The organism is Streptomyces sp. Q2 (assembly GCF_056820935.1).
Window position 1 is genome coordinate 51,714 of the sequence record NZ_JBXEJE010000040.1, and the last position, 18,989, is coordinate 70,702.

The following is an 18,989-nucleotide window of genomic DNA, read 5'->3' on the forward strand; positions in this document are numbered from 1 at the left end:
GTAAGACCCCCGCACCCCAAGGAGCACGTCCCCCATGCGTATCGGAATCCTCGGCCTCGGCCGCATCGGCGCCTTCCACGCCGAGACCCTCTCCGGACTCGACGCGGTCACCTCGCTCGTCGTCGCCGACCCGTTCGCGGACGCCGCCAAGGCCGCCGCCGAGCGCTTCGGCGCCGAGGTCGCGGACTCCCCCGAGGCCGTCCTGGCCGCCGGGGTCGACGGCATCGTCGTCGCGGCGGCGACCGACGCCCACCCGGCGCTGATCCGCGCCGCCGTGGAGGCGGGCGTGCCCGTGTTCTGCGAGAAGCCCGTCGCCCGCACCATGCGGGAGGGCGTCGAGGTCCTCAAGTCCGTCCAGGGCAGTGCCGTCCCGATCCAGATCGGCTACAACCGGCGCTTCGACGCCGGGTTCGTCGCCGCGCGGGCCGCCGTGCAGAGCGGTGAGCTGGGCAAGCTGCACACCGTGCGGTCGACCACGCTGGACCCGGCGCCGCCGCCGGCCGCGTACATCGCCGCCTCCGGGGGCATCTTCCGGGACTGCTCGGTGCACGACTTCGACATCATCCGCTGGGTGACCGGCCGCGAGGTGACCGAGGTGTACGCGGTCGGCGGCAACCGGGGCGCCGACTACATCAAGGCGGCGGGCGACGCCGACACCACGGGCGCGATCCTCACCCTGGACGACGGCACCATCGCGGTGGTCTCCAACTCCCGGCACAACGCCCGCGGTTACGACGTCCGCATGGAGATCCACGGCTTCACGGACTCCATCGCCGTCGGCCTGGAGGACAAGCTGCCGCTGCGCTCGGTCGAGCCCGGCGTGACCTTCCCGGCCGGCACCCCGCACGACTTCTTCATGGACCGCTTCACCGAGGCCTACCGCGCCGAACTCACCGCGTTCACCGAGGTCGTGGCCGGCACCCGCACCTCCCCGTGCACGATCGAGGACGCGCTGGAGGCCGGCTGGATCGCCGACGCGTGCACCCTGTCGCTGGGCGAGCACCGTCCCGTGACGATCGAGGAGGTACGGCAGGCATGAGCGAACCGGGCCGGGAACCACTGCGCATCGGAGTACTGGGCGCGGCACGCATCACCGAACGCTCCCTCGTGGACCCGGCCCGGGCGACCGGCCACCGCCTCGTCGCGGTGGCCGCCCGCGACCGTTCCCGCGCCGAGGCCTTCGCCGCGGCGCACGGCGTGGAGCGGGTGGCCGACTCGTACGCCGGCCTGATCGCCGACCCCGAGGTCGAGGTTGTCTACAACCCCCTCGCGAACGGCCTGCACGGGCCGTGGAACCTCGCCGCCCTCGCGGCGGGCAAGCACGTCCTGACGGAGAAGCCGTCGGCGAGCAACGCCGAGGAGGCCGCCGAGGTACGGGAGGCGGCGGCGAAGTCGGGGGCCGTCTTCATGGAGGGCTTCCACTACCTCTTCCACCCGCTCACCCGGCGTCTGCACGAGATCCTGGGCAGCGGTGAACTCGGTGAACTGCGGCGGGTGGAGACGATGGTCGCCATCCCGGCCCCGGACGACTTCGACCCGCGCTGGTCGCTGCCGCTGGCCGGCGGAGCGGTGATGGACCTGGGCTGCTACAGCCTGCACTTCGTGCGGATGCTGGCTCCCTGGGCGGGCGGCGCGCCACGGCTGGTCTCCGCACGGGGCGGGGAACGCGCGGCCGCCCCCGGCGTCGACGAGTGGCTGGACGCCGAGTTGGCGTACCCGGGCGGGGCGGTCGCGTCGGCCCGCTGCCACATGGCGTACGCCGAACTGGAGATGAGCTGCAAGATCGTCGGCACCCGCGGTGAGGCGAGCGCGCCGAACTTCGTGCTGCCGCACCTGGACGACCGGATCGTGGTGCGTACGCCGGAGGGCGAGCGCACGGAACGGCTCGGCACGCGGTCGTCCTACACGTATCAGCTGGAGGCGTTCGCGGACCGGGTGCGGGGCGGCGCTCCGGTGCCGCCGGACACGGACGACGCGTTGGCGACGATGACGCTGATCGACGCGTGCTATCGGGCGGCGGGGTTCGCGCCGCGCCCCCGCATGACGGCCGGGGGCTTCGGGGGCTGAGGTCCGGGTCCGGGGGGCACGCCGGCCCGCGGACACGACGGGCCGGCGTCGCCGCCTCCACGGCCTCGCTCACCGGTACAGCGCGGGCTTCTCCACGAGTTCCACCCGCACCCGGCCGCCGTCCTCCAGGGCCCGCACCCCCGCCTCGCAGACCGCCGCCGCGGCGTAGCCGTCCCAGACGCTCGGGCCGACCGTCTCGCCACGGCGGGTGGCGTCGACCCAGGTCTGGATCTCACGGTCGTAGGCGTCGGCGAAGCGCACGGTGTAGTCCTGGTCGATGGTGCCGCCCCAGCGGCCGGCCATGTGGGTGACCATGGCGTGGCCGTCGCCGACCCGGGCGGTGCCGCGTTCACAGACCATCTCGGCCTGGACCTGGTAGCCGAACCCGCAGTTGACGAAGATCTCGACGTCGGACACCGCGCCGCCGTCCGTCTCGAACACGACGAACTGCGGGTCCTGGAGGGCTTCTGGCGCGCTCGCGGAGGGGGTCGGGCGCAGCACCGTGACGGCCGTGATCTCGTGGCCGAGCAGCCAGCGGGTCACGTCCGTCTCGTGTGCCACGGAGTCGCTGATGAGCATGCCACTGGTGAAGCCGGGCGGGCTGGCGACGTTGCGGTGCCGGTTGTGCAGCATGAGCGGGCGGCCCAACTGGCCTGTCTCCAGGAGCGCCTTGAGTTTGACGTACTCGGCGTCGTAGCGCCGCATGAAGCCGACCTGGACCAGTCGCCGGCCCAGCCTGCGCTCGGCCTCCAGCACCCGCAGGGCGGAGGCCGAGTCGGGGGTGAGCGGCTTCTCGCACAGCACCGGCAGGCCGTGCTCGAAGGCCGTCAGCACAGCCGCCTCGTGGGCGGGGCCCGGGGAGGCGATCAGGACGGCGTCGACGTCGGCCGCCGCCATCGCGGAGGCCGGGTCGGTGTGCACGGTGCAGCCGTCGACGCGGGCCGCGACCGACTTGGCGCGCTCCGCGTCGACGTCCACCACGGCGGTCACCCGGGCTCCGCTGGTGACCTGTTGGATACGGCGGACATGGTCGGCGCCCATCCGGCCGGTGCCGATGACGGCGACGCCGAGTTCCTCGCTCGTGCCACGGGGTCTCATGGCCGTCCCTTCAGGCGCCGCAGGACCTTAAGGCACTGACGCGTGTGGAGCGGGGCATCTCAGGGCTTCCCCTCGCCGGTGGCCGCCACGGACGCGGTGAGGTCCTCCGCTTCCGGGAGTTCCTCGACGTCGACGCCTCGCACCTGGGACAACTCGTGCTTGAGAGCCGCGAGTTCGGAGCCGCCCGCCATGTGGTTGGTGAGTTCTTCCAGGCTGACCTGGTCGCGGGAGGCGGACAGTTCCATGGTGCCGAGGCGCAGGACGCTGAAGTGGTCGCCGACCATGTAGGCGTGGTGCGGGTTGTGGGTGATGAAGATGACGCCGAGGCCGCGGTCGCGGGCGGCGGCGATGTACTTCAGCACCACACCGGACTGCTTGACGCCGAGGGCGGCGGTGGGCTCGTCGAGGATGAGGACGCGGGCGCCGAAGTAGACGGCGCGGGCGATGGCGACGCACTGGCGCTGGCCGCCGGAGAGGGTGCCGATGGGCTGTTCGAGGTCGTGCAGGATGATGCCCATGTTGCGCAGCTCTTCGTCGGCGGTCTTCTTCATCCGCTCGATGTCGAGACGGCGCACGGGCCAGGGGCCCCGGGTCATCTCGGAGCCGAGGAAGAAGTTGCGCCACACCGGCATCAGGGGGACGGTCGCCAGGTCCTGGTAGACGGTGGCGATGCCCTTGTCGAGGGCCTCGCGCGGGGTGGAGAAGCGCACCGGTTCGCCGTCGACGAGGAAGTCGCCCTCGGTGTGCTGGTGCAGCCCCGAGATGATCTTGATGAGGGTGGACTTGCCGGCGCCGTTGTCGCCCAGCACGCAGGTGACGCGGCCGGGATGGACCTGGAGGTCGACGGTGTGCAGGGCGCGGACGTTGCCGTAGGACTTGCCCGCACCGCGCAGTTCGACGATCGGGGCGTCCGTGTCCGGGGCGGCGGTGTCACTGTCGGGAATGACGGCGCCGTGGGTGCCGGTTTCGTTGGTAGTCATGTGGGTCACCTCCGGGTCGCCGACTGGCGGACCCACAGATTGATCAGGACGGCGCCGAGGAGCATCACGCCGAGGAAGGCCTTGAACCAGTCGGGGTTCCAGCCGGCGAAGACGATGCCCTGGTTCACCATGCCGAACATGAAGGCACCGAAGACCGGGCCGATCGCCGAGCCGTAGCCGCCGGTCAGCAGACAGCCGCCGATGACCGCCGCGGCGATGTAGATGAGCTCCTGGCCCACGCCCTCGCCGGACTGGACGGTGTTGAAGGTGAACAGCTGGTGCATCCCGACGAACCAGGCACCGAAACCGACCAGCATGAACAGCGAGATCTTGGTGAAGGTCACCGGCACGCCGACGGCCCGCGCGGACTCCTTGTTGCCGCCGACCGCGAAGATCCAGTTGCCGTACTTGGTACGCAGCAGCACCCAGGTGGCGATGGCCGCGAAGACCAGCCAGTAGAAGACCGTGATCTTCACCTGGACGCCGCCGATGTCGAAGGACGAGGCGAAGATCTTCTTCGCCTGGTCGAAGCCGGCCATGTCGCTGATGTCGTCGGTGGCCACGTTGGTGGTCACCAGCTTGGTGACCGCGAGGTTGGCGCCCTGGAGGATCAGGAAGGTGCCCAGGGTGACCAGGAAGCTGGGCAGCCCGGTCTTGACCACCATCCAGCCGTTGAAGAAGCCGACCGCCAGCGACACGATCAGGGCGGCGAACACCCCGACCCAGACGTTCATGGTCAGTTGGTAGCTGAGCATGCTCGCGGTGAGCGCCGAGGTGAGCACCGCGACGCCGGACGACAGGTCGAACTCGCCGCCGATCATCAGCAGCGCGACCGGCAGGGCCATGATCCCGATGGTCGACGACTGGTACAGGATCGTGGACATCGAACTGCCGTCACGCACCGGCGGTGCCGCGATCAGGAAGAACACGTACACCGCGGCGGCACCGAGAAAGACACCCACCTCGGGGCGGGCCAACAGCCTGAACACCAGCGGCCGTTGAGAGGCACGGCCGTCGGTCTTCTGCGGGCCGGAGGCCGGCGGTGTGGTCACCGCCGGCTCGGCATGCTGGGTCATGCTCATCACCTGGTGCCCTTCGCGGCGAACGAGGCCACGGCGTCGACGTTGGACTTGTCCACGAAGGCCGGCCCGGTCAGCACCGGCTGTTCACCGCCGCCCATGTAGTTGCCGTTGTTCTTGTAGAGCCACAGGGAGTCGATCGCCAAGTAGCCCTGGAGGTACGGCTGCTGGTCGACCGCGAACTCGATCGTGCCCTGGTCGATGGCGCTGGTCAGCTGCTTGTTGAGGTCGAAGGTGGCGATCTTCGCCTTGCTGCCGGCCTCGGACACCGACTGCGTCGCGGTCAGCGCGAAGGGGGCGCCGAGGGTGACGATCTGGTCGATGGAGGAGTCCTGCTTGAGCTTGGCGGTGATCGTCGACTTCACGGACGGCATGTCGGTGCCGTTGACGAACAGCGTCTGCAGCTTGCCGGAGAAGGTCTTCTTCACGCCGTCGCAGCGCTGGGTCAGGCCGATGTTGCCCTGCTCCTGGACGACACAGACGGCGTTCTTGACGCCGGTCGTGTTCAGCTTGTTGCCGAGGGCCTCGCCCGCGACGGTCTCGTCCTGACCGAAGAACTCCATCAGGCCGAGCTTCTTCCATTCGCTCACACCGGAGTTGAGACCGACCACCGGGATGTTCGCGGCCTTCGCCTTGCTCACGACGTCCTTGAGGGCGTCCGGCTTGGCGAGGGTGATGGCGATGCCGTCGACCTTCTGGTCGATCGCGTTCTGGACCAGGTTGGCCTGGTTGCCCGCGTTGGGGTCGGCGGAGTAGATGAGCTTGATGTTGTCCTTGGCGGCCGCGGCCTCGGCACCCTTGCGGACGATGTCCCAGAAGGTGTCACCGGGCGACTGGTGGGTCACCAGCGCGACCGTCATCCGGGGAGTGGTGGCCTTGCCCGCGGAGGCACCGGCCTCGCTCTCCTCGGCCTTCTTGCCGCCGGAGCTGCTGGAACAGCCTGCGAGGGTCAGGGCCGCAGCCGCGGCGACGGCCACCACCGGGGTCATTCTGCGGGAGCGGAAGCGAGAAGAGCGGTCCATCTTTCCTGCACCTCACTGTGCTACTGGCGAAAGCCATCACGGGGTTTCAGGGCCCGGACCTCGGAGGATCCGGGTCGTTGTGCCGCGAGAACGCGGTAGTTGCGCTGGGACGGGATCCAATCCTTTGCCACGCCCGCTGTCAATACTTTGTTAAGACATCATTTCACAAGCAGGTCCGAATGTAAGTACAAACCATTGACAGCGCGACCCCCCGCGGCCTACACCTGGGGCGGCGGGTCCCACGGGACCCGTCTCCCCCCGCACAGCTCGAGGAGGTCGCACATGGCCGGATCAGCCCATTCCTTCGACCTGATCACTATGGGCCGAATCGGAGTCGATCTCTACCCCCAGCAGTCCGGCGTGCCGCTGGCACGCGTGGAAAGCTTCGGCAAGTTCCTCGGGGGTTCGGCCGCGAACGTGGCGGTCGCGGCCGCCCGGCTGGGCCGCTCCACCGCGGTGATCACCCGCACCGGCGCCGACCCGTTCGGAGTCTATCTCCACGAGCAGCTGCGGGAGTTCGGGGTCGACGACCGCTGGGTGACACCGGTGGACGGGCTCCCCACCCCGGTCACGTTCTGCGAACTCTTTCCGCCGGACGACTTCCCCCTGTACTTCTACCGCCGCCCCAGCGCCCCCGACCTGGCCGTCCACACCGACGAACTGGACTACTTCGCCATCCGCGCCGCCCGGATCTTCTGGATCACCGGCACCGGCCTCAGCGAGGAGCCGAGCCGCTCGGCGACGCTCGCCGCCCTGAAGGCCCGCGACAAGGCGGGCACCACGGTCTTCGACCTCGACTGGCGCCCCGCGCTGTGGAGCGACACCGCCTGGCGGGATCCGGAAGAGGCCCGGCCCTACTACGCCGAAGCACTCCGGCACGCGACCGTCGCCGTCGGCAACCTCGACGAGTGCGAGGTCGCCACGGGCGTGCGCGAACCGCAGGCGTGCGCCGAGGCGCTGCTGGCGGCGGGCGTGGAGCTGGCGGTGGTGAAACAGGGACCCAAGGGTGTCCTCGCCGTGCACCGCGACGGCACGACGGCCCAGGTCCCGCCCGTCCCGGTCGTGGTGGTCAACGGCCTCGGCGCCGGCGACGCCTTCGGCGGCGCGCTGTGTCACGGCCTGCTCTCGGGCTGGGAGCTGGAACGCGCCCTGCGATACGCCAACGCCGCCGGCGCCCACGTCGCCGCCCGCCTCGCCTGCTCCTCCGCGATGCCGACCGGGGCCGAGGTGGAGACCTTGCTCGCGGGGGTTTCCGAGCCGGGGACGACCGCCTGAGACGAAGCCCGCCCGCACTGCCACCGTTCCGCCTCCTGCCCTGCCCCTGCCCACTGCCCCGCCGCTCTTTTCCCGTGAGGCTCCCGATGAACCACGCCGCGAGCGACCGTCCGACCGTCGCCCAGGCGCCGGTGCGGTTCCTGTCCGCGCAGTACACCGAGCGGGACTGCGTGCGGCACCTCACCGGCGCCCCGCTCCCGGCCGGCCTGTGTGTACGTCGAGACCGACCCGGCGCCGACCTTTCCCACGGCCGAGGCCCGGTGGGACGTGCCGGTGACCGAGGCGGCCTCCCGCGAGGCGGCCGTACGGGCGCGGCAGGCATACGACCGCCAGGTCACCGCCCGAAGCCACCACCTCCGACCCCTGCTCCCGACCCTCCGAGGGAGGTACGTCCATGACGCGGACCGGCGGCTCCCCACGTGCCGCGACCACCCCCACGCTGAGTTCCCTGGACTTCGCCCTGGACCGGAGCAGTCCGGTGCCGCTGTACTACCAGCTCGCCCAGCAGTTGGAGGCGGCGATCGAGCACGGCGTGCTCGCCCCCGGCAACCTGCTCGGCAACGAGATCGACCTGTCGGTGCGCCTCGGGCTGTCCCGGCCGACGGTCCGCCAGGCCATTCAGTCCCTGGTCGACAAGGGCCTCCTGGTACGGCGGCGCGGGGTGGGCACGCAGGTGGTGCACAGCCAGGTCAAGCGCCCGCTCGAACTCAGCAGCCTGTACGACGACCTGGAGGCGGCCGGACAGGGTCCGGCCACGCACGTCGTACGCAACGAGAGCGTCCCGGCCGCCGCCGATGTCGCGGCCGCCCTCGGCGTCGCGGAGGGCAGCCAGGTGACCGTCCTGGAACGGCTGCGCTCCACGCACGGCCAGCCCGTGGCCTTCCTGTGCAACCACCTCCCCGCCGGCCTCCTCGACCTGGACACCCCGCGGCTGGAGTCGACCGGCCTGTACCGGATGATGCGCTCCGCCGGCATCACCCTGCACAGCGCCCGCCAGACCATCGGTGCCCGCTCCGCCACCGCCGAGGAGGCCACCCTCCTCGACGAGCGGGAGGGCGCCGCACTGCTGACCATGCAGCGCACGGCGTACGACGACACGGGCCGCCCGGTCGAGTACGGCACGCACATCTACCGCGCCTCCCGGTACGCGTTCGACTTCCAGCTGCTGGTCAGGGGCTGAACCAGGGAACGATCGCCGGGCCCACGCCGCGTCGGCGGCTCGCGGCCGATCGGTGCCCCGACGAGGCCGGCGGCCGTCTCCTACGCGGCGCACGAGGCCGTGCCCCGTGGGCGGGCCGGGCGCCAGGCGGTCACCACGGAATCGAACGGCGCTCGGTGCCCCGGACCGGTCGGTGACCCGGATCAACGACGCCCCGACGCCGCCCGCCGGGCGGGCCGGGCGTGGCACCGACGGCAGGGCGAACGCCGTCGGACACGGCAGTCCCGGCCGAGGTCACAGGACGTGTCAGGGAATTCGTGGCCGCAGGGTTTGACATACGCCCACAACGGGTCAAGATGTATATATACGTCGTAAACGTACAGAGCAAATTCGCCGGACCGATTCCGGGAGGCACCGGCATCATGAGTTCTTCCCACCTGACCAGCCACCCCGCCTTCGCTCCGCCCTCCAGCAACGGCGGCCGTTCCGAACTCGGCTCCCGCCGGTCCAGTGACCGGCTGGCCCACCCCCTGCGCCGGGCGGAGGACCGCCCCCCACCCCGCGCCACCGTGAGCCTCGTCGTGCCCGCCCGCAACGAAGCGCGCAACATCCCCTGGGTCTTCGAACAGATCCCGGACTGCGTCGACGAGGTCATCCTGGTCGACGGCGACTCCAGTGACGCCACGGTGCACATGGCCACGGACTGCCTGCCCACCGTCCACCATGTGCGGCAGAGCGGTCCGGGGAAGGGGAACGCGCTGCGCACCGGCTTCCTCGCCGCGACGGGCGACTACATCGTGATGATGGACGCGGACGGCAGCATGGTGCCCGGGGAGATCCCCCACTTCCTCCACTTCCTCGACAACGGCTACGACTTCGTGAAGGGGTCGAGGTTCATCGCCGGTGGCGGCTCCCTCGACATCACGCGCATCCGACGCCTGGGCAACCACGTCCTGCTGGCGGCCACCAACCGCCTCTACCACGCCTCGCTGACGGATCTGTGCTACGGGTTCTGCGCCTTCCGCCGCAGCTTCCTGGAAGACCTCGACCTGCACTCCTCCGGATTCGAGATCGAAACCGAGATGATCACGCACGCGCTCCGTTCCGGTCTGCGCATCGCCGAGGTCCCCAGTCTGGAGCTGCCCCGCCGAAGCGGCCGTTCCAACCTGCACGCGATATCCGACGGCCGCCGGGTGCTGCGGACGCTGCTCTCCGAGCGGCCGAACGCCCGGACACCCTCACCGATCAGAGGGGGCACGGGGTGATTACCGCCCCCCGGCTCTCGACCGGTGCCCGTACGACGGTGGACCCGGTGCCGCTCACCGAACCCGCCTACACCCCGCTCGCGGTCGTGGAGATCGATCTGGCCCGGCCGTACGAGTTCCGTCGGCCCGGCGGCGGAGCCATCCGCCCGGCAGGCCCGGTGCTGGCACTGGTGCGGCTGCACGGTCATCCGCTGGGCATGATCCAGACGGCCGGTGATCGGGCCGTGAACGGCGGTGGCGGCCCGGACAAACTGTGGCAGTTCCTCGCTTGCGCCGCCTTTCGGCGGTTCGCCGCTCCGCTCGCCCGACACCTGGAGGCCGACGGCGCCCACGGCCACCCGTCCGACGCCCCTCCCGGGGCCCCACCGGCCATGCGGTCCGGCGGCCTGCCTCACCCTTCGCTCCGCGGTCCGCGACCCTCGGCCCCGCTGCCCTGCCAGGCCGCGAGGCTCCGCGTACTCCGCTCCGCGCCGGCCATCAGCGTGATCGTCGCCACGCACAACCGGCCCGAGCTGCTGCGGCAGTGCCTGACCTCCCTGCTCCGGATGGAATACCCCCGGTTCGAGGTGATCGTCGTGGACAACGCTCCCGCCGATGACGCCTCCGAGCGACTGGTCCGGGAGGAGTACGGCCTGAGTGTCCGCTACATCCGGGAACCGGTGGCCGGCCTGGCGCGCGCACACAACCGTGGTCTGGCCGCCGCCCGAGGACGGATCGCCGCCTTCACCGATGACGACACCCTGGTCGATCCCCTGTGGTTGTCCGCACTCGCCGAGACCTTCGAGCAGGACCGCGGTATCGGTTGTGTCACGGGCCTCATCGTCCCGGCCGAACTGCGGACCGCGGCGCAGGCGGCCCTGGAGAACCACGGCGGCTTCGCCAAGGGATACGCCCCCCGCACCTGGTCCCTGCGCGCCCCACCCGAGGATCCCCTCTTCCCCTTCACCGCCGGACGCTTCGGCTCCGGCACCAACATGGCTTTCCGCGTCGACCAGTTGCGCGCCCTGGGCGGATTCGATCCCGCCACGGGTACCGGCACGCCGGCCCATGGAGGCGACGACCTGCTCGCCTTCTTCAGGGTCCTGACGGCGGGCCAGACCCTGGCCTACCAGCCGGACGCCGTCGTCTGGCACCGCCATCGCCGCACCGCGGACGCCCTGGACGGTCAGGCGTTCGGCTACGGCGCGGGGCTCGGCGCGTACCTCACCAGTGCCCTGCTCCACGAGCCCCGCACGCTCCCGGCCCTGCTGCGCAGGCTCCCCAGAGGTGTCCGGTACGCCGTCGCCCGGGCGCAGGGCCGGACAAAGGCAGACGCCGGCTGGTCCCGGCGGCTCGCGCTGCTGGAGTTGCGCGGTCTGCTCTACGGGCCGTTCGGCTATCTCCGCAGCCGCCGCCTCCTGACACATGACGGCAGTGGCGGAGGGCGAGGAGGAACCGCGACATGACCACCGAACCGTCCCTCTCCGTCATCGTGTGCGCCTACACCCTCGACCGGTGGGACGACATCCAGGCAGCCATCTCCTCGGTGCGGTCGCAACACCGCCCGGCGGACGACATCGTGCTGATCGTCGATCACTGCCCCCAGCTGTGGCGCCTGGCCCGCCGCTCGTTGCCAGGCATTCGCGTGCTCCCCAACCTGCAGCGCAAGGGTCTGTCCGGGGCCCGCAACACGGGCGTCGCGGCGGCGCTCGGTGACGTGGTCGCCTTCCTCGACGACGACGCCGCCGCCGCCCCCTCCTGGACCGAACACCTGCTGAAGCACTATGACGATCCCCGTGTCGTGGGCGTCGGAGGACTCGTCGTGCCGAACTGGCACACCGGCCGCCCGGCGTGGTTCCCACCGGAGTTCGACTGGGTGGTCGGCTGCTCGTATCGGGGACTGCCCCAACGCCCGGCGCCGGTACGCAACTTCATCGGCGCCAACATGTCGTTCCGCAGAGACGAACTGCTGGCGGTCGGCGGCTTCCGCACCGACCTCGGACGCGTGGGAACCAGGCCCCTGGGCTGCGAGGAGACAGAACTCTGCCTGCGGATCGCGGCCCGCCGCCCGGACTCGGTGCTTCTCTACGAGCCTTCGGCCACGGTCCGGCACCACGTTCCCACGACGCGTGCCCGCTGGCAGTACTTCGAGCAGCGCTGCTATGCCGAAGGGCTCTCCAAGGCGCTCGTCATGCAGCACAGCAGGAGCAGAGCAGCCCTGTCCAGTGAACGAACCTATCTGCGGTCCACCATTCCCCGTGCCTTCCTCCGCTCCATGCGGCCAGGCCGGCCTGCCGCCCTGCGCACTCTCGCGGCATTGTCCGCCGGAGTCGGCGCCACCGTCGCGGGCTACGCCATGGGCCGGGTCCGCTCCCTGCGTCCGCCGGCGGCACCCCGCACCCTCCCGCGCCGACGGCCGACCGCCCCGGTGACGTCACCATGACGCATGCGCCCGTTCCCGTCTTCCTCTACCACTCGGTGTCGGAGGACCCGCCCGCGTGGATAGCGCCCTTCACCGTGCGTCCCCGCGCCTTCGCCGAACAGCTCGACCTCCTCGCGGACAGCGGTCGCGTGGTCGTTCCGCTTCGGCGACTGGTCGCGGCCCTGCACGGTGGACCGCCGCTGCCGCCCCGGTCGGCTGTGTTGACGTTCGACGACGGGTTCGCCGACTTCCACTCGACAGCGGCCCCCCTGCTCGCCGCGCGCGGGCTGCCCGCCACCCTGTACGTCACCACGGGCGCCCTGAGCGGGCCCGGCCCGCAGGACCGGGAAGGGAGCGGGGGAAGCCTGTTCCCGCCGGCCAAGATGCTGACGTGGCGCCAGGTGGCCGAACTGGACGCGCTCGGTGTCGAGATCGGCGGGCACACCAGGACGCATCCGCAGCTGGACACCCTGCCGCGGCGTCAGGCCAGGGAGGAGATCGAGGGCTGCAAGGACCGCCTCCAGGACGCGCTGGGGCACCCCGTCCATTCCTTCGCCTACCCGCACGGCTATTCCAGCCATTCGGTACGCCGCCTGGTGAGCGAGGCGGGCTGGGCGTCGGCCACCGCCGTCCGCTTCGCCTTCAGTTCCGGCGAGGACGAGCCGCTGCGCATCGCCAGGCTGATGGTGCGGGCCGACACCGACCCGGAGCAGTTCCGGTCGTGGAGCCTCGGTGGCGGCGCCCCCGTGGCACCGTTCTCCGAGGGTGCGCGTACGACGGCATGGCGCGCCTACCGCCGAGTGCGGGCGGGCGTCCACCGGCCGTACGAGGCGCTTCCTCAGCCGTCCGCCACATGACGCCACTGTCGCTCACTGCTGCCAGACACGCACCCAGTCCACCTTCATCTCCGCCGATCTCACGGACGCGGGCGGTGAATGCGGAACTCCCACAGCCAGGTTGACCAGAACCTCCATGGGAACGTGAGGAATCTGCTCCGCACCGGTCACCCGGAACCGCCGGACACCGTCCACGTACCAACTCAGTTCGTCGCTCGTCCAACGCAGCCCGAACACGTGGTACCCGTCGGCGAAACGCGCCGGACCGTACGTGCCTCGCGCCTTCCGGCGGTCACCGTCCTGCTCCCGCCAGTGCGTGTACATGGAGACCTGCCGTGTGGTCCCGAGGAACTCCATGATGTCCAGTTCGGGGGGCGTGAACCTCGACGCGGGCATCATCCAGAACGCCGGGAACATACCTGGCTGCGACGGAATCCTGATGGCCGCCTCGAAGTACCCGTAGGTGAAGGTCCGCCGGGGTCGCGCGTCCCAGTGGTCACGACCGGTGGAGATCATTCCGGACGCCCAGGGGTAGGTCTTGTCGTCGCTGCCGGGGGTGGGGCGGCGGACGGCGGTCAGGGTCAGAGCACCGTCTCCCACCGAGACCTGACCCGGCAGGTACCACTCTTCCTCGTCGTTGCCGCCGTTGGTGCACCCGTCCCGATTCCAGTCGTAGCAGGTGGCCCAGCGCGCGGTGTCAAGGTCCGTGCCGTCGAACTCGTCGTGGAAGACCAGCTTCCAGTCGCCCTGAGCCAATGGCTTCGGCGCCGTCGCGTCGCCCCCACCGCACGCCGCCGCCAGCACCATCGCGACCGTGGGCAGTGCTCGCCGCAGACCACGCAGCATGGCTACCGCCGCTTCCTCATCGGCTGCGTGTCGTCCAGGGCGGCTTGTGCTTCTCGGGGGCGAGGTCCGCCGGGCCGGGGGAACAGTGCCAGGCCGGAGGTGACGACGGCGAGTGCGATCAGCACCCGTGTGGTCGTGTACGCGCCACTCAGGTAGAACACCACCACGGTGAGCACCGAGAGCGAAACGCTGATCGCCACGGTCAGGACGACCGTCTCCAGAGCGACCGCCCTGCCCGCTCCGCGCGGCGGGGTCGGCCGGGCCCATCGTGCGGCGGCCATCCCCGGGCACAGGACCAGGAACACCGTCGTGACGAATACGCGCAGAGCGGCGCCGTCCGGCAGGACGACGACCGCCGCCCAGGCCAGCCAGCCGGACACCGCGAGTCCCCAGCGAAGCGGGAGCCCCCAGCGGACCTCGGGTACCGATCGGAGCGGGGCCATCACCACTACCGCCTGTCCGGGTTCTTGTACTGGTAGACCACGGCGTCCTTGTTGCGGTACACGGGCGCGAACCCCGGTGCGTCGGACATCGCGGACTCCAGGCGCTGCATGGTGTCGGCGGGCAGGGTCCCGTTGAGGTAACAGTCCTCGGCCTGCGCGCGGGTCAGGACGATGTAGGCGGGCTGACTCTCGGTCGCCCCCTCGACGAACGGCTCCAGGCCCGCCAGCGGGTCGCGCACCAGGCGTCGCCGGTCCACGAGGTCCTGCTCGTCCAGTTGCAGCCGGGGATGCTTGTCGTAGAAGTCGGCCAGACCGGGCACGGCCGAGGTGAGGGAGACGATCAGGGACCCGGGCGGAGTGACGGTCGTGACGAAATGGCTGGCGGCTACCTCGTCCTTGGTGAAGTAGTTCGCCGCTTCCTTGCCGTAGTAGCCGAAGACAAGGCCGCCGAGCATCGCGAGCAGCAGGGGACAGACGACGACGACACGAAGGAGTGGCCGCCTGCCCCAGGGGAAGAACAGGGCGGCGACCAGGAAGGCGGCTGCGGGCAGTGCGAACAGGTAAGCCCGGAAGATCATCTCGCCGCCGTAGGCGTTCGCGGCCAGGACCGGCAGGGGAGCCAGCACGAGCAGCCACAGACCGGTCCGGCGCACCGAGGGCCGAGCCAGGAACGCGACGGCCGCGAGCAGGAAGACGGCGGCGGACAGGCCCCGGTCGACCCAGGACACCTGAACCTGTCCCGGGGCCGCGGCACCCAGCGCCGCAAGACCCGACACGACGTTGGCATCGGGGTGGACCAGTGCGCCCACGAAGTCGTGCAGGTTGGCCGACACATAGGTCCGCGCAACGGTGGCGTCCCACACCGCGGTCAACATCACCGCGCAGGCCAGGACCGGCAACACCACCCGCCGGTTGCGACGTGGAAGCGAGAGCACCGCCAGTGCCACGATCAGCATGATCGGCGTCAGCGGATGCGAACAGGCGATCACGCCTGCGATCAGGACCACCGGCACCAGCCCGCCGACGTGCCAGGCTCTGCGGGCGGGGTCCCGTGGACGCGGTTCGGAGGGGGGCAGCTGCCCCAGGACCAAGGCGATCAGTGTGACGAACAGCAGGAATCCGAGCGCCTGTGGTGCGAAGTAGTCCTGCCCCACCCAGGAGCACGAGTAGTAGATCCACGCGGCCCCCCAGATCATCCGCCGATCGCGCGTCACCGCCCGGTACATCAGCAGCAGCGGGGCCAGCAACAGGGCGTTGAAGGCCGGCGGCGCCCAGGCCGCGTAGCCGAGCGACGACTCGATGCCCGTCGCCTGGACGAAGAACGCGTTGAGGTGGAAGAAGCCCGGCCATTGGTTGTAGATATCGAACTTGTCCGCGCTCGGGACGTCGCCGTGGTTGCGGATCATCGCGTCCACGACCGCGACGTGCTTCCATGCCCAGCCGTAGCGCAGGGTCGGATAGACCAGCGTGGGAGTGGCGTGGATGACGGCGATCAGCCCCAGGACGTAGGCCGCGAACCAGCCGCCGGCCGTCCGCCGGTCGGACAGTGCAAGGCAGAAACCGCCGGCGAGCAGGCCAAGGGCGACCCAGAAGAGCACCGGCAGCACCTGCAGCAGGCCGAGGTCGCCCATGCCACCCAGTCGCACATCGCGGATGGACACCAACCAGAGGGCGAGCGCGCAGGGCAGTACCGCCCGTGCGATCCACTGGCGCACCGAGGTTCGGCGGGGGGTGTGCCGGCCGGTCGCGAACCTGTCGGACCGCAGCACCTTGGCATCGGCGTCCTGCGCCAGACGGCCGTTCGTCAGCGTAGGGCGCTTTCCCATGGAGATGCCTTCCGCGGAGCAGGTGCGACTAGAGCGCACGGCGGCGCATGCAAGGGCACTTCCTTTCGTCGGTTCACGGCAGCCCCCGTTCGTCCTCCACGGTCCACGTCGGCAATCAACCGCCTGACATGCGGCAATGGTGATAAAAAGTACGTTACTGCCGTTTGTCGTGATCGGCAGTATGTGGGGATCCGTCACGGGGGCACATGAGCCACGTCGGCCGGTGGAGGGAGAGCAGTGAGCCCACGACTGAGGAGAGCACGATCGAGGACCGGGCACCGCACGAAGAAGCGGCTCATCGCCTCGACAGCCGCACTGGCGGCGCTCCTGCCGGTAGCGGGCTGCGGTTTGACGGGATCAGACGACGGCGTCCCCCGGCCGGACCATGTCGTGGTGGTCATCGAGGAGAACCACGGCTACCGCGACATCATCGGATCGGCACGAGCCCCGTACATCAATGAGCTGGCCGGGCAGGGCGCCTCTCTCAGCCAGTTCTACGCCATCACCCACCCGAGCCAGCCCAACTACCTGGCGCTGTTCTCCGGCTCCACCCGCAGAATCAGCGGGGACTACTGCCTCGACACGCTCACGAGCCGCAATCTGGCCTCCGAACTCCTGCAAGCGCGTCTGACCTTCACCGGTTACGCGCAGAGCATGCCCGGTGTCGGCTTCACCGGCTGTGTCAGCGGTCCTTACGTGCGCCGGCACAACCCCTGGGTGAACTTCACCAACATTCCTGCCTCCGCCAATCGTCCGTGGACCGACTTTCCGCACGACTTCGAGGATCTGCCGACCGTCTCGTTCGTGGTTCCGGACCTCGAGCACGACATGCAGGACGGCAGCGTGCGCAAGGCCGACACCTGGCTGCGTGACAACCTCGGGGACTACGCGCGCTGGGCGATGACCCACAACAGTCTCCTGGTGGTCACCTGGGCCGAGGACGCGGGCGGAGGGGAGGCGACCAATCGCATTCCGACCGTCCTCGTCGGAGAGCAGGTCCGGCCGGGCCGCTACGCCCAGCCGAACAACCTGTTCGGGCTGCTGCGCACCCTGTTCGACGCGTATGACCTGAATCCCCTCGCCAACAGTGCCGATGCCGACCCCCTCGATGTCTGGAAGGACGATGTATGACCGACGACGGAAAGCCACTCCGGTCGCAGGCCGGTCCCTTCCGGCTTAGTCTGAGCAGAAGAAACTGCCCGAAGACCGCACGATGCGCAGCTACTTGATGGAGTCACCGCACACGCAGACTCCCCGTCCGGGCCATTCGTCTCCGCCCAGCCCGAACGGCGCACGCCCGGGAGTCACCGACCGGCGGTCGCGATGAGCCCGGTCCTGGGCAAGCTCCTGCGATGGGGAACCGACCCCGCGGCCGGGCCGCAGTCCAAGGACCAGTTGCTGCGCAACGGTCACGTGCTGACGTTCAACTCGGTGCTGACCGCGGCCCTCGGGGCGGCGTACTGGGCGTTCGCCGCCCGCGTGTACGACGCCGAGACGGTGGGCCGCAACTACTCGGCAGTGGCGGCGATGATGCTGCTCGCGGGTGTGGGCCAGCTCAATCTGACCAACGTGCTGCTCCGGTTCGTGCCCACGGCGGCGGACCGTACCCGGCAGCTGGTCACCAGGGCCTATCTGGCCGCCTGCGCGTCGACCGTGCTCCTTGCGACCGGGTTCCTGCTTCTGCTCCCCGTGCTCTCTCCGGGCCTGAGGTTCCTGCACGACCCGCTGCTCGGGCCCTGCTTCGTGCTGGCGAGCGCGGCCTACGCGATCTTCGTCATCCAGGACGGGGTGCTGACCGGGCTGCGCCGCACGGACTGGGTGGTGCTGGAGAATGCCGTGTTCGCGGTGGGGAAGATCGTGCTGGTGGGAGCGCTGGCCGTCGTCCTGCAGTCGAGCGGAATCCTGCTGTCGTGGGCACTCGCGGTGCTGGTCGCCATCACCCTCACCAACGGCTTCCTGTACGCCAGAGCCTTTCCCCGGCACGCCGGGACGGCGCTGGACGAGAGGGCCGACGCCAGCAGACCCACGGGCAGGTACATCATGGCGGACTACGTCGCCGCGTTGTTCTGGCTCGGCGCGACGGCCCTTCTCCCGATCATCGTCCTCAACAGCCTCGGTCCCGACCAGGCAGCGTTCTTCTCGCTGGCCTGGCTCGCCGGGTTCTCGCTGTACCAGTTGAACGCGAGCATGGGCGAATCGCTCATCGTGGAGGCGGCGAACGACCCGGCTCAACTCGTCAAGCAGTGCCACCAAGTGCTGCGGCACACCGGGATGCTGCTGGTGGCGGGGACGGTGGTGCTCTGCGCGGCGGCACCCCTGGTGCTGCGGGTGTTCGGTACCGACTACGCACGCAACGGGGCGGGACTGCTCCGACTGGTGGCTCTGTCCGCCATTCCCAATCTGGTGGTCATCACCGCCGTCAGCGCCTGCCGGGCCCAGCGTCGGCTGCGCATGCTGGTCGGCATCCTGGCTGTGGTCTGCTCGCTGTCCACCGGACTTTCCCTGGTGTTGCTGCCGGTCATGGGAATCGCAGGGGTGGGCGCGGGCTGGCTCATCGCGCAGACGGCTGTGGCGTCGTGGCTGTGGTGGCAGAAGCCGCTGTGGCTGCCCGTCGGCCGGTCGGCGCCCCGGAAGGGCAAAAGCCGAGCCGCCCGGTCCTGAACACAGGTGCCAACGCACCGGCTCCGGCCCC

General features: G+C 70.2%; 17 protein-coding genes. 10 read left to right on the forward strand and 7 right to left on the reverse strand.

What is annotated here, in order from left to right; translation table 11 throughout:
- Positions 1-34: 34 nt before the first annotated feature.
- A complete protein-coding gene (locus ACWBNA_RS36225) occupies positions 35-1,039 on the forward strand; it encodes a Gfo/Idh/MocA family protein (RefSeq protein WP_482708764.1) in 1,005 nt (334 codons plus the stop codon).
- Positions 1,036-2,067 carry a Gfo/Idh/MocA family protein gene (locus ACWBNA_RS36230; RefSeq protein WP_482708765.1) on the forward strand — a complete coding sequence of 344 codons (1,032 nt, stop codon included), beginning with the start codon at positions 1,036-1,038 and terminating at the stop codon, positions 2,065-2,067. The genes ACWBNA_RS36225 and ACWBNA_RS36230 overlap by 4 nt, the downstream gene beginning before the upstream one ends.
- A gap of 69 nt (positions 2,068-2,136) precedes the next feature.
- Here ACWBNA_RS36230 and ACWBNA_RS36235 read toward each other — a convergent pair whose 3' ends face one another.
- The 4 genes from ACWBNA_RS36235 to ACWBNA_RS36250 are packed head-to-tail and all read right to left on the reverse strand — an operon-like array spanning position 2,137 to position 6,246.
- Positions 2,137-3,165 carry a Gfo/Idh/MocA family protein gene (locus ACWBNA_RS36235; RefSeq protein WP_482708766.1) on the reverse strand — a complete coding sequence of 343 codons (1,029 nt, stop codon included), beginning with the start codon at positions 3,163-3,165 and terminating at the stop codon, positions 2,137-2,139.
- A gap of 59 nt (positions 3,166-3,224) precedes the next feature.
- A complete protein-coding gene (locus ACWBNA_RS36240) occupies positions 3,225-4,145 on the reverse strand; it encodes an ATP-binding cassette domain-containing protein (protein ID WP_482708767.1) in 921 nt (306 codons plus the stop codon).
- Between the two features lie 5 nt (positions 4,146-4,150).
- Complete coding sequence (locus tag ACWBNA_RS36245; RefSeq protein ID WP_482708768.1) at positions 4,151-5,227, reverse strand: ABC transporter permease; 1,077 nt, start codon at positions 5,225-5,227, stop codon at positions 4,151-4,153.
- Positions 5,227-6,246, reverse strand: a complete 1,020-nt coding sequence (locus ACWBNA_RS36250) for a sugar ABC transporter substrate-binding protein (RefSeq protein WP_482708769.1) — start codon at positions 6,244-6,246, stop codon at positions 5,227-5,229. The genes ACWBNA_RS36245 and ACWBNA_RS36250 overlap by 1 nt, the downstream gene beginning before the upstream one ends.
- Positions 6,247-6,528: 282 nt before the next feature.
- On the opposite strand from ACWBNA_RS36250, the gene iolC reads away from it, so the two are divergent.
- The 6 genes from iolC (at position 6,529) to ACWBNA_RS36280 (ending at position 13,203) form a co-directional block, all read left to right on the forward strand.
- Positions 6,529-7,521, forward strand: a complete 993-nt coding sequence (gene iolC / locus ACWBNA_RS36255; protein ID WP_482708770.1) for a 5-dehydro-2-deoxygluconokinase — start codon at positions 6,529-6,531, stop codon at positions 7,519-7,521.
- Between the two features lie 394 nt (positions 7,522-7,915).
- Positions 7,916-8,701 (forward strand): GntR family transcriptional regulator, encoded by a 786-nt coding sequence (locus tag ACWBNA_RS36260; RefSeq protein WP_482708771.1) that lies wholly within the window; start codon positions 7,916-7,918, stop codon positions 8,699-8,701.
- 401 nt (positions 8,702-9,102) lie between these two features.
- Positions 9,103-9,945, forward strand: coding sequence for a glycosyltransferase family 2 protein (locus ACWBNA_RS36265; RefSeq protein WP_482708772.1), 843 nt, complete (start codon positions 9,103-9,105; stop codon positions 9,943-9,945).
- Positions 9,942-11,390, forward strand: coding sequence for a glycosyltransferase family 2 protein (locus ACWBNA_RS36270; protein ID WP_482708773.1), 1,449 nt, complete (start codon positions 9,942-9,944; stop codon positions 11,388-11,390). Before ACWBNA_RS36265 ends, ACWBNA_RS36270 begins: the two co-directional genes overlap by 4 nt.
- The gene (locus ACWBNA_RS36275; RefSeq protein ID WP_482708774.1) at positions 11,387-12,367 is read left to right on the forward strand and encodes a glycosyltransferase family 2 protein; all 981 of its coding nucleotides are present in this window, start codon (positions 11,387-11,389) and stop codon (positions 12,365-12,367) included. Before ACWBNA_RS36270 ends, ACWBNA_RS36275 begins: the two co-directional genes overlap by 4 nt.
- Positions 12,364-13,203 carry a polysaccharide deacetylase family protein gene (locus ACWBNA_RS36280; RefSeq protein WP_482708775.1) on the forward strand — a complete coding sequence of 280 codons (840 nt, stop codon included), beginning with the start codon at positions 12,364-12,366 and terminating at the stop codon, positions 13,201-13,203. The genes ACWBNA_RS36275 and ACWBNA_RS36280 overlap by 4 nt, the downstream gene beginning before the upstream one ends.
- 12 nt (positions 13,204-13,215) lie before the next feature.
- Here ACWBNA_RS36280 and ACWBNA_RS36285 read toward each other — a convergent pair whose 3' ends face one another.
- From ACWBNA_RS36285 to ACWBNA_RS36295, 3 genes are read right to left on the reverse strand one after another with little or no spacing between them, the layout of a single operon-like run.
- Complete coding sequence (locus tag ACWBNA_RS36285; protein ID WP_482708776.1) at positions 13,216-14,028, reverse strand: glycoside hydrolase family 16 protein; 813 nt, start codon at positions 14,026-14,028, stop codon at positions 13,216-13,218.
- 2 nt (positions 14,029-14,030) lie between these two features.
- A complete protein-coding gene (locus ACWBNA_RS36290) occupies positions 14,031-14,471 on the reverse strand; it encodes a hypothetical protein (protein WP_482708777.1) in 441 nt (146 codons plus the stop codon).
- A gap of 5 nt (positions 14,472-14,476) precedes the next feature.
- Positions 14,477-16,297 carry a glycosyltransferase gene (locus tag ACWBNA_RS36295; RefSeq protein ID WP_482708778.1) on the reverse strand — a complete coding sequence of 607 codons (1,821 nt, stop codon included), beginning with the start codon at positions 16,295-16,297 and terminating at the stop codon, positions 14,477-14,479.
- Positions 16,298-16,534: 237 nt separating this feature from the next.
- Between ACWBNA_RS36295 and ACWBNA_RS36300 the strand changes: the two genes are divergently transcribed.
- Both ACWBNA_RS36300 and ACWBNA_RS36305 read left to right on the forward strand, forming a co-directional pair.
- Positions 16,535-17,428, forward strand: coding sequence for an alkaline phosphatase family protein (locus ACWBNA_RS36300; RefSeq protein ID WP_482708779.1), 894 nt, complete (start codon positions 16,535-16,537; stop codon positions 17,426-17,428).
- Between the two features lie 192 nt (positions 17,429-17,620).
- Positions 17,621-18,958, forward strand: a complete 1,338-nt coding sequence (locus tag ACWBNA_RS36305) for a lipopolysaccharide biosynthesis protein (protein WP_482708781.1) — start codon at positions 17,621-17,623, stop codon at positions 18,956-18,958.
- Positions 18,959-18,989: the final 31 nt, after the last annotated feature.

Bases quoted from the DNA above. Each gene is read 5' to 3' on its own strand.
- ACWBNA_RS36225 (WP_482708764.1), top strand. From the start codon at position 35: ATGCGTATCGGAATCCTCGGCCTCGGCCGCATCGGCGCCTTCCACGCC.
- ACWBNA_RS36230 (WP_482708765.1), top strand. From the start codon at position 1,036: ATGAGCGAACCGGGCCGGGAACCACTGCGCATCGGAGTACTGGGCGCG.
- ACWBNA_RS36235 (WP_482708766.1), bottom strand. From the start codon at position 3,165: ATGAGACCCCGTGGCACGAGCGAGGAACTCGGCGTCGCCGTCATCGGC.
- ACWBNA_RS36240 (WP_482708767.1), bottom strand. From the start codon at position 4,145: ATGACTACCAACGAAACCGGCACCCACGGCGCCGTCATTCCCGACAGT.
- ACWBNA_RS36245 (WP_482708768.1), bottom strand. From the start codon at position 5,227: ATGAGCATGACCCAGCATGCCGAGCCGGCGGTGACCACACCGCCGGCC.
- ACWBNA_RS36250 (WP_482708769.1), bottom strand. From the start codon at position 6,246: ATGGACCGCTCTTCTCGCTTCCGCTCCCGCAGAATGACCCCGGTGGTG.
- iolC (WP_482708770.1), top strand. From the start codon at position 6,529: ATGGCCGGATCAGCCCATTCCTTCGACCTGATCACTATGGGCCGAATC.
- ACWBNA_RS36260 (WP_482708771.1), top strand. From the start codon at position 7,916: ATGACGCGGACCGGCGGCTCCCCACGTGCCGCGACCACCCCCACGCTG.
- ACWBNA_RS36265 (WP_482708772.1), top strand. From the start codon at position 9,103: ATGAGTTCTTCCCACCTGACCAGCCACCCCGCCTTCGCTCCGCCCTCC.
- ACWBNA_RS36275 (WP_482708774.1), top strand. From the start codon at position 11,387: ATGACCACCGAACCGTCCCTCTCCGTCATCGTGTGCGCCTACACCCTC.
- ACWBNA_RS36280 (WP_482708775.1), top strand. From the start codon at position 12,364: ATGACGCATGCGCCCGTTCCCGTCTTCCTCTACCACTCGGTGTCGGAG.
- ACWBNA_RS36285 (WP_482708776.1), bottom strand. From the start codon at position 14,028: ATGCTGCGTGGTCTGCGGCGAGCACTGCCCACGGTCGCGATGGTGCTG.
- ACWBNA_RS36290 (WP_482708777.1), bottom strand. From the start codon at position 14,471: ATGGCCCCGCTCCGATCGGTACCCGAGGTCCGCTGGGGGCTCCCGCTT.
- ACWBNA_RS36295 (WP_482708778.1), bottom strand. From the start codon at position 16,297: ATGGGAAAGCGCCCTACGCTGACGAACGGCCGTCTGGCGCAGGACGCC.
- ACWBNA_RS36305 (WP_482708781.1), top strand. From the start codon at position 17,621: ATGAGCCCGGTCCTGGGCAAGCTCCTGCGATGGGGAACCGACCCCGCG.